General features: G+C 70.2%; 6 protein-coding genes. All 6 read left to right on the top strand.

Annotated elements, in window-relative coordinates:
* The first annotated feature begins 26 nt into the window (after window positions 1–26).
* On the top strand, window positions 27–1,637 hold the full coding sequence (locus VKG64_06190; GenBank protein ID HKB24629.1) for an ABC transporter substrate-binding protein: 1,611 nt from the start codon (window positions 27–29) through the stop codon (window positions 1,635–1,637).
* A 159-nt stretch (window positions 1,638–1,796) separates the two neighbouring features.
* Entirely contained in the window at window positions 1,797–2,618 is an 822-nt protein-coding gene (locus VKG64_06185) for a methyltransferase domain-containing protein (protein HKB24628.1), read from the top strand.
* Between the two features lie 13 nt (window positions 2,619–2,631).
* Window positions 2,632–3,576: an ABC transporter permease gene (locus VKG64_06180; GenBank protein HKB24627.1), complete on the top strand. Its 945-nt coding sequence runs from the start codon at window positions 2,632–2,634 to the stop codon at window positions 3,574–3,576.
* 133 nt (window positions 3,577–3,709) lie between these two features.
* Window positions 3,710–4,540 carry an ABC transporter permease gene (locus VKG64_06175; GenBank protein HKB24626.1) on the top strand — a complete coding sequence of 277 codons (831 nt, stop codon included), beginning with the start codon at window positions 3,710–3,712 and terminating at the stop codon, window positions 4,538–4,540.
* A 10-nt stretch (window positions 4,541–4,550) separates the two neighbouring features.
* The gene (locus tag VKG64_06170) at window positions 4,551–6,098 is read left to right on the top strand and encodes an amidase (GenBank protein HKB24625.1); all 1,548 of its coding nucleotides are present in this window, start codon (window positions 4,551–4,553) and stop codon (window positions 6,096–6,098) included.
* 258 nt (window positions 6,099–6,356) lie between these two features.
* Window positions 6,357–6,560 (top strand): TAXI family TRAP transporter solute-binding subunit (locus tag VKG64_06165; protein ID HKB24624.1); only part of this gene is annotated, 204 nt, incomplete at its 3' end.

The raw sequence follows: 6,560 nt of genomic DNA, 5'->3' as shown, positions 1-6,560 counted from the left end.
CCGCCCCAACAGCAGGAGGATCAGCCATGGCCCGACGCCTCGCCCTCGCCGTCTCGGTCGCGCTCCTTGCCGTCCTCCTCGCCGCGCCGGGCGCGCCCGCGCAGCAGCCCAAGCGGGGCGGCGTCCTCCGCATCGCCGAGCGGGAGGCCCCGACCCTCGACCCGCACCTCTCGATCAGCTTCCTGACACACTCGCACATCAACCTCGCCTACAGCCAGCTCGTGCGCTTCCCCCACGGCCCCGAGCAGAAGGACACCTCGGACTTTTCGATCCTCCCCGACCTGGCCGAGAGGTGGGTGGAGTCGAAGGACGGCACCGTGTACACCTTCTATCTCCGGAAGGGCGTCCGGTTCCACAACAAGCCTCCGGTGAACGGCCGTGAGGTGACGGCCGACGACGTCAAGTATTCGCTCGAGCGCTTCATGGCGAAATCGGCGTTCAGGTCGCGCCTCGACCAGGTCCAGTCCGTCGACGTGGTGGACCGGTACACCGTGCGGGTCACGCTGCGGGAGCCGTTCGCGCCGTTCCTGAATCACCTGGCGAACCCCACCTACACCGCGATTCTCCCCCGCGAGGCCGAGGCGAAATTCGGCAACTTCAATCACCCCGACGCGGTGATCGGCACCGGGCCCTTCGTGCTCAAGTCCTACGAGAAGGGCGTGAAGCTGGTCTTCGAGCGGAACCCGGACTACTTCATGAAGGGGCTGCCGTACCTCGACGGCGTCGTCATCGAGATCACGCCGGACGCCGCCGCGCGCCTGTCGCTGCTGCGGGCGGGCAAGGTGGACCTCGGCCACATGTGGGGCTACGCGAGTCCGGAGGAGGGGAAGTCGCTGCAGAAGACCAACCCCGAAATGGTGATCACCCCGACGCGGATCCTCGGCCAGGGGATGATCTACATGCGCACCGATCAGCCGCCGTTCAACGACGTCCGCGTCCGGCGCGCGGTGTCGCTGGCGATCGATCGTCGGGCGTGGAACGACGCGCTCGTCTTCGGCGAGGGCTGCATCGACGCCGGGCCCGTGCCGTGCGCCATGACCGAGTGGAAGCTCGACGCCTCGAAGCTCGACCCGGCCAAGGCCAAATACCTCTTCGGCTACGACCCCGCTGAGGCGACGCGGCTCCTGGCCCAGGCGGGTCACGCCCGTGGGTTCACGGTGCCGGCGTTCCACTGGCCCGGCTACACACCGCCCTGGCGCAGCTACTACGAGCTGGCCGCCGACAACCTCGGCAAGATCGGCATCACGGTCGAGCTCAAGCCCGAGGAGTACGGCAAGTACATCTCGACGACGTACCTCGGCAAGTTCGAGAAGATGGCGATCGGCCCCATCACGCCGTTCACCGAGGTCGACGACTGGCTCTACGGCGCCCACTTTCCCGAGCAGCCGAACAACCGGAGCCACGTGGCCGACGTCGAGCTGAACAAGCTGCTCGTCGCCCAGCGGCGCGAGATGGACCCGAGGCGGCGGAAGGAGATCGTCGACGATATCCAGCGCTACCTGGCGGACAAGGCCTACTACGTCTACCTGCCGACGCCGCCCCAGTACATCTCGCATCCGCCGTACGTGAAGGGCTTCAGGTACCGCGATGGCTTCGGCCTGGGGCTCCGGCTCATGTATACGTGGCTGGACCGTTAGGGCATAATGGGCCACTTTTCGCGCCGTTGAGGACTCTGATGACCCGTTGCTGGTCGCCCAGCGGCGCGAGATGGACTCGAAGCCCCCACGACGGCTCGGGCCTCGGCATGCGACTCCTCTACACGTGGCTCGATAAGTAACCGGAGCTGGGCGACGCGCATGGCCGACCGCAACGCCGCGTTCGTCGGCTCGATCCCGGCGAACTACGATCGCCATCTCGGGCCGCTCCTTTTCCATCACTACGCCGACGACCTCGCGGCGCGCCTGCCGCTGCGCGCGGGCATGCGCGTGCTGGAAACGGCGTGTGGGACGGGCGTGCTGACCGAGCGCCTGCTCGAGCGGCTCGGCGACCACGGCACGCTCCTCGCGACCGATCTGAACGAGCCGATGATCGCCCACGGCCGAACGAAGCTGACGGGTGAGGCCCGGCTCGAGTGGCGGCAGGCGGACGCGACCAAGCTCCCCTTCGACGACCGCTCGTTCGACGCCGTCGTGTGCCAGTTCGGGCTCATGTTCTTTCCGGACAAGGCCGCCGGCGTCGCCGAGGCCTTCCGCGCTCTCAGGCCCGGCGGGATCTACCTCTTCAACGTCTGGGACGCGCTCGAACACAACGCCTTCGCGCGCATCATCCACGAGACGGTCGCGTCGTTCTTCCCGACCGACCCGCCGCAGTTCTACACGATCCCCTTCAGCCTCCACGACCCGGCGCCGATCCGGGGCTGGCTGGACGCGGCGGGATTCACGGGCGTCGAGTGGCTCCGCGTGGCGAAGGTCGGCACGAGCCCGTCGGCCGCCGACGCCGTGACCGGGCTGATCGAGGGGAACCCGATCTACACGGCCATCGTGGAGCGGCGCCCGGAGCTGCTTGCCGAGATCAAGCACGCCGTGGCCGGGAGGCTCGCCGCCGAGCTCGGCGATCGGCCGATGCGATGCCGGCTGCGGGCGCTCGTCTTCTCGGCGCGGCGGCCGGGCGGCCGATGAGTGAGGCGGTCGCGTGAAGCGCTACGTCCTCCGCCGGGCGGCGCTCGCGGTCCCGACGCTGTTCCTCGTCAGCGTCATCGTGTTCGCGATGATGCGGCTCATGCCCGGCGACGTCGTCACGCGCATGGTCGAGGGCCACGCGTACGCGCCGACGTTGGCGGCGCTCCGGCACGACCTCGGCCTGGACCGCCCGGTGCACGTGCAGTACGTCGAATGGATCGGGGGGATCGTCCTTCGGGGGGACTTCGGGAATTCCTACTGGACGCGCCAGCCGATCCTCGAGGAGTTCGTCCGGCGGTTTCCCGTGACGCTCGAGCTCGCGGCGCTGACCATCCTGATCTCGGTCGTCATCGGTGTCGTCGTGGGCATCGTGTCGGCGGTGCGCCAGGACACCGCGTCCGACTACGTCGGCCGCGTGCTGGCGATCCTGGCGCTCTCGGTCCCCTACTTCGGCCTCGCGGTGCTCGTCGTGGTGCTCCCGTCCATCTACTTCAAGTGGACGCCTCTGTGGACCTACGTCGCCTTCAGCGCGAGCCCCCTCGAGAACCTCAAGATCATGCTGGTGCCGGCGCTCGTCTTCGGCGTGACGCGCGCGGGCCCGATCATGCGGATCATGCGCTCGGCGCTCCTCGACGTGCTCCGCCAGGAGTACATCCGCACGGCGTGGTCGAAGGGGCTCAGCGAGCGGACGATCGTCCTCCGCCACGCGCTGAAGAACGCGCTGATCCCCGTGATCAGCCTCATCGGCCTCCAGACCCCGCTGTACATCGGCGGCTCGGTCATCATCGAGGCGATCTTCCGCCTGCCCGGCGTCGGGCTCTTCTTCTTCGAGGCGCTCACGAAGCTCGATTATCCCGTGGTGCAGTCGGTGAACCTGATCATCGCGGCGATGGTCGTCGGCCTGAACCTCCTCATCGACCTCTCGTATGCGTATCTGGACCCGCGGATTCGCTACTAAACTCGGAGGAGGGCTTCGCCCCCCTTCCGATACCTCCCCCCAGGAGTCGATTGCGCCGGCAAGGCCGGCGCTCGAACTGCGGCGGACCAGCGCGCGCGAACGCCGCCCTGCCACACGCGCGTGGTATGCGGACGTGTGGATCCAGATGCTGCGGAGGAAGCCGCTCGGGACCATCGGCGGCGCGATCGTGCTCGTGATGCTCGCGGCGGCGGTCCTGGCGGACTGGATCACGCCCTACGGCTTCGCCCAGACGAGCCTGCGCGAGCGCTTCATCACCATGAGCCCGGCGCACTGGCTCGGCACCGACCAGCTCGGCCGCGATCTCCTGACGCGCCTCATGTACGGCGCGCGGATCTCGCTCTACGTGGGGTTCGGCGCCGTCGCGCTGGGCAGCGTCCTCGCGACGGTGATCGGCGTGCTCTCGGCCTACTTCGGCGGCCGGCTCGACCTGCTGCTCCAGCGCGGCGTGGACGCGTGGATGGCGTTCCCGCCGCTCCTGCTCCTGATGTCCATCATGTCGCTGCTCGGCCCGAGCGCCTGGAACATCACGGTCGTCCTGGGCGTCGCGTTCGGCATCCAGAACTCGCGGATCATCCGTGGCGTGGCGCTCTCGATCAAGGAGCACACGTTCGTCGAGAGCGCGCGGGCGCTCGGCGCCGGTCACGTCCGCACCACGCTCGCGCACATCCTGCCGAACGTGATGCCGACCATCATCGTCGTCGCGACCACGGGGCTCTCGACGGTGATCCTGACCGAGGCGAGCCTCTCGTTCCTCGGCCTCGGCGTGCCGCCGCCCTACCCGACCTGGGGCGGGATGCTCTCCCTCGCCGGGCTCGACCACATGTACCAGGCGCCCTGGCTGGCGATCTGGCCGGCGGTCGCGCTCTCGCTCGCCGTCTTCGGCTTCAACATGTTGGGCGACGCCCTCCGCGACCTGCTGGACCCGCGGCTCAAGGGCGGCTAGACTCGGCCGCGTGCCGCCCTCGCGCCTGACCCGGCGGGAGTTCCTCGGAGGCGGTGCCGCGCTCGCCGCGGCGACGCTCCTGCGCCCGGCGGCGCCGCGCGCCGCCGTTCCCGATCTCGACTTCGCCTCGGCCCTCGAAGCCGCGCGCGCGATCCGCGAGGGGCGAGTCTCCGCGCTCGAGCTGACCACGCGCGTGCTCGACCGCATCCAGCGGCTCAACTCGAAGCTCAACGCCATCGTGACGCTCACCGCCGACGCGGCCCTGGCGCGCGCGAAGGCCGCCGACGAGGCGCGGGCGCGCGGCCAGTGGTGGGGGCCGTTCCACGGCGTCCCGTGCACGGTGAAGGACACCCTGGAAGTGGCGGGCGTCAGGACGACCGCGGGCTCGCCGACCCTGAAGGATCACGTGCCGCCGCGGGACGCGGTCGTCGTCGAGCGCCTCAAGAGGGCCGGCGCCGTGATCCTCGGCAAGACGAACGTGCCGATCTGGGCATCCGACTGGCAGAGCTACAACGACGTCTTCGGCCGGACGAACAACCCGTGGGACGTCTCGCGGACACCGGGCGGCTCGACCGGCGGCGGCGCGGCCGCGCTCGCCGCCGGCCTCAGCTATCTCGAGCCCGGCAGCGACGTCGCTGGCTCGATCCGCATCCCGGCCCACTTCTGCGGCGTCTACGGCCACAAGCCGACCCTCGACGTCGTGCCGATGCGCGGCCACATCCCGCCGCCGCCCCCCATTCCGGCCACGCCGCCCTCGACACTGCCGGTGGTCGGGCCGCTCGCGCGCTCCGCTGCCGACCTGCGCGCGGCGATGGAGGTGCTGGGCGGGCCCGACGAGGCCGAGGCGCGGGCGTACCGTTGGTCGCTGCCGCCGGCGCGGGGCGCGCGACTCGGCGACTACCGGATCGGCTTCGTGCTGGACGATCCGCGCTGCCCCGTCTCCCCCGAGGTCGGCGACGCGCTCGCGGCGACGATCGACGCGCTCCGCAAGGCGGGCGCCCGGCTCGAGGAGGGCTGGCCCCCCGGCGTGAACGTCGGGGAGCAGTACGACGCCTACCTGTTCCTCTTTAACGCGTTCTTCACCGGGCGGCCGAGCGACGACCAGCTCGACGAGCTACGCCGGCTCGCGGCCAACCAGGACGGCTCGTTCCGTGCCAAGCGAGCGCTCGCGCTGACGGCGCTGCCGAGGGACATCCAGGCCGCCGACGGCCGGCGCCGCGCCGCGCGCGGGATCTGGCAGGCGTACTTTGCCACCCACGACGCGTTCCTCCTGCCGACCGCGTTCGTGCCCGCGTTCCCGCACGATCACACGACGCTAGTTGATCGCGTGCTCGCGACGCCGGCGGGTCCGCGCCCCTACCTCGACCTCCTCTTCTGGATCTCGTTCGCGACGCTCACGGGCCTGCCCGCGACGACGGCGCCGGTCGGTCTCACGCGCGGCGGGCTCCCGGTGGGGATCCAGATCATGGGGCCGTACCTCGAGGATGCGACGCCGATCGACGTCGCCGAGCGGCTCGGGGGCGTGGTCGGCGGCTTCAAGCCGCCGCCGGGCTTCTGAGCGGGGCTACCGGGCGAGCGTCATCTCCGATACGATCAGCCGGTAGTTCGCGCGCGGCTTGAACTGCAGGCGCTTGGACACGCCGTAGACCGCCACCTCCTGGAACAGCTCAGCGCGGCCAGCGAGAGCGCGAGCGTCGTGACGAGGAGCTTCATCGGTCGTCCTCCCCGCGGGAGCATAGCGCGGGGTCGTGATAGCGTTGCGGCCATGTTCGCCGTGTCGCGCACCGCCGTGGCTCTCGCACTCGGGGGGTGGCTCATGGGAAGCGCCGCGCAGGCGGCCGAGAAGACCGTCGTCGTCCTGGGGACCGCGACGCCCGGCGGGGGCTTCCCCGTCTACGGCGCCGCCGTCGCCGACACCATCAACGCGACCGACCCGACGCTCGTGGTCCAGACGCAGAACACGAAGGGGAGCACCGAGAACGTGCCGCTCCTCGAGGCGGGCCGGCTCGACATCGCGCTC

Source organism: Candidatus Methylomirabilota bacterium, assembly GCA_035260325.1.
GTDB lineage: Bacteria > Methylomirabilota > Methylomirabilia > Rokubacteriales > CSP1-6 > AR19.
This window is presented reverse-complemented; position numbering and strand designations above follow the sequence as displayed.

Excerpts from the sequence above, each read along its gene's own strand:
- VKG64_06185 (HKB24628.1), top strand. The coding sequence starts at position 1,797 with ATGGCCGACCGCAACGCCGCGTTCGTCGGCTCGATCCCGGCGAACTAC.
- VKG64_06190 (HKB24629.1), top strand. The coding sequence starts at position 27 with ATGGCCCGACGCCTCGCCCTCGCCGTCTCGGTCGCGCTCCTTGCCGTC.